At 35.5% G+C, this 3,317-nt stretch carries 1 protein-coding gene and 1 tRNA gene; both read left to right on the top strand.

Features of this window, described 5'->3' with window-relative positions; translation table 11 throughout:
- Positions 1 to 396 precede the first annotated feature (396 nt).
- A tRNA-OTHER gene (locus tag MMG03_RS15740) sits at positions 397 to 497 on the top strand.
- Between the two features lie 150 nt (positions 498 to 647).
- Entirely contained in the window at positions 648 to 3,176 is a 2,529-nt protein-coding gene (locus MMG03_RS15735; protein ID WP_249506717.1) for a hypothetical protein, read from the top strand.
- Positions 3,177 to 3,317: the final 141 nt, after the last annotated feature.

The following is a 3,317-nucleotide window of genomic DNA, read 5'->3' as shown; positions in this document are numbered from 1 at the left end:
CGAACAACAAGATAAAGCTACTGATACGGACTGCCTATGGCTTCAGGAACATGAACAACATGCTGTCGCTGATAATGTTGAGCTGTTCCTATGTAGATGTAAAGATAGCCTACGAATGGGAATCGGAATCGAGAGAATCATCTAGCAAGGCTGCCTAAATGCTTCCACACATGTTGATGATGCCTCGCAAAATTTATATTTAAAAAAAGTAATTATGATTGGGAATCCATATTGCAAGAGAACAAGGGTAGGATGAAGCATTTTTTGAATGTCAAAAAACCAGATGTTGATGGTTTAATAAGAGCGTTAAAAGAAACATACCCAATAAATGATGCTGCGTCGGAGAAAATTAAACTTGCCATTAAAACGTTAAAATACTAAATTACGAAATAGATTGTGTAGGATAGTTTAGTCGGTAAAATAGCCCCCTTCATAAGAGTTCCGTTAGGAGCTTTTATGAAGGGGCAGTCATGGGTTCGATTCCTGTTGCCTACACAATCTTTTTTGTTAATTATAAACCAGCCCTTATGGGCTGGCTTTTTTGATAAGATTAAACTCACTGTTATGCCTTTTGAAAAGGGGCGTGTTGACAATAGAACTTGTTATTTTTTATTTAATCTAAGATTGGACAAGAAAGAGATTTAGAAATGTCAAATTATTCTCAATACAATTCGAAATTCAATGGAACTTCCTGGGAATCTATGATGCAACTTTTGCTGTTGTTTGAGGATTCCGAAAATATTGCATATTCTCGCCCTGGAAGAGATAATGGTATTGATGCCGTTAGCGGAGATGGACTGACTGTGTATCAAGCTAAGTTTCATGAGCAGTGTTCCATCGACAATTGTATTGCAGATTTAAAAAGCGAAATGTTCAAAATAAAGGACTATAAAGAAAAAAATGATTACTGGAAGCCTGTAAAAAGATGGGTTCTATTTACCAATGTGGAAGAGAATCCTAATGATCGTGAAAAATGGAAGAATGCGGTCGAGTCTTGTGATACATGTGGCTTGGATGTTGATTTATGGGATTGGCCTAAAGTATGGATTCTTTTAGAAAAGTATCCTGAAGTAAAGCAGGATTTTATCGAAAATGAATCTAGATGTTTTCTTTTGAAGAAGGAATTTCAAGAACTTTGCAGAAAACAGTATTTGCCAGAATCATTTGATGTTGATTGCGTTGGTCGAGACAAGGAATTGCTTCTGTTTAAGAATTTTATGGAATCAGAAAAGCAAATATGGAGCTTTTCTGGTCCTGGAGGAATGGGAAAATCTCGCTTTTTGATAGAATGTGCCAATACAATTGATGAAAAGAAGTGGAATATTTATTTTGGGGTGTCGGAAGTCCTCAAAACCGTTTCTGCTTGGAATAAAAGGGTTGTTTTGGATAGGTCGTCTGTATTGTTTATTGATGAGTTAAATGATGTTGACCTATTAAAGCGCATTTTGACGGATTTAGATGTCGGAACAATGAAGAGATGTAAGGTGGTTTTCTCTGAACGCAATATTAATGCGAAAACTATTCTTGAATTAAAGCTTCCGAAATATGATTCTATCCGGTTGGATTCTGTGGTTTTATCAAGGTTGAATAACGATAATCGAATAAAATTGACTTCAGCTTTGCTGCAAACTGTCCGAAAAAAAAGAAACGTTCAATTTTATGATATTGATAGAGCCGTTCATAATATCAGTGAAGTTTCACAAGGAATTCCTTTATGGATTTCTCTTGCTATTAAGATTGTTTTGAAACAAAATGGCTCTTTAGGAGCGGAATTTGATGAAAAAGCTGAAGTTATTTTCAAAGAATACTCAAATCTAATAAGACCGTCTTTACAAGAAATCCCTTTGTCAAATGAAAAATATGACCTTGTTTTAAAATGGACAGCTCTATATAAGCAAATTTCATTACTTCATGAAGATGTTGTGAATTTTATTTGTTTAAAAACGGGCGTTGATCAAGTCGTTCTACAGAAAACATATCAGTTAATGACTGATGTTGGTCTAATGCAAAGATTTGGCTTTAAGGATAATGTGTTCTCTATTTGCCCAGATGTAATTAGAGAAAGCATTTTGAAAGACAATTTGATATTTAACCACAAACTTTCTTCTTGGGGAAAGGACGTTGTCACAGAATTAATATCAGGGAATGTTCCCCAAGTAGAAAATGTTGTAGAATCGCTGTCTCGTATAGAAATAAGTAGTGAAGACGATGTAAATGTATTAGGCGAATTCATTGATTCTATCGGTCGCAAATTCGACTCAAATTCAATTGAAACCCATGACAAGATTTGGTCTGTCTTAGAAAGAGTTTCTTTTAACTGGACAGAAAAAGTCTTGGAAATTGTGAATATGCAATTGAATACGTATCGCTCGTTAAAAGACGTTGACAAATATGTATTCAACCGTTGTTGCAATTCGGTAAAGGATGTTTTATCAGTTTGCTTACGTGGTGCTGAAGACTTTTCTACGAAATATCAATGTGTAGAGAATTTCTTTTATCTGTATAAATGCGGAGGGTTTTCTGACCACTATGGAAACGCCCTTGAAAGTTTCCTGTCTCCAATATTTGAAGGAGATTTGAGAGACTCTTATATGGAAATTGTTGATGAATTTATATCTGATTATTTTTCGCAAATAAAAAACGGCTCTTTTGAACAAGAAAATCTTCCTGTTATAAAAGAAATGCTGAAAGGCTGTTTTGAAATAGAATATCATTCTTGTGTGTATCTTGGTGGAACAATGCAGTTCCGACAAGGATTCTTCAACTGGAATGAAATTTCTAGTAACTTGAAATGGACCAAAGAAATTCAAAATCTCCTGGAAACAGTTGATGTAGAACCCCTTGTTTCTGATTTGTTGATTGAGAGTTACGGACATTTATTTGGAGGATTACTTCGTTATCCCAAAGCCAGCAGCACGGACGCACAAGAAATAGAATGTTTTTTGATTGAAAATCTAAAATGGTGCGCATCCTTTATTTCGACTGGTTATGGTTTGCAGCCCAAAAAGAGAAATAAACTCCGGGATGTTATATGGAATTGGATTTTAGAATACAGTAAAGAATCAAATCTTGTGAAATACGCTGAAGAGTGTGAACAGACCTATTGCGTATTAGAAACTGATAAAGAAATTGAGGCATCATCAACATGTGTGGAAGCATTTAGGCAGCCTTGCTAGATGATTCTCTCGATTCCGATTCCCATTCGTAGGCTATCTGTACATCTACATAGGAACAGCTCAGCATTATCAGCGACAGCATGTTGTTCATGTTCCTGAAGCCATAGGCAGTCCGTATCAGTAGCTTTATCTTGTTGTTCG

The organism is Fibrobacter sp. HC4, from assembly GCF_023373925.1.
In the GTDB taxonomy this organism is placed as follows: domain Bacteria; phylum Fibrobacterota; class Fibrobacteria; order Fibrobacterales; family Fibrobacteraceae; genus Fibrobacter.
The sequence above is the reverse complement of the archived record's forward strand: the minus strand, read 5'-3'. Positions and strand labels throughout refer to the sequence as shown.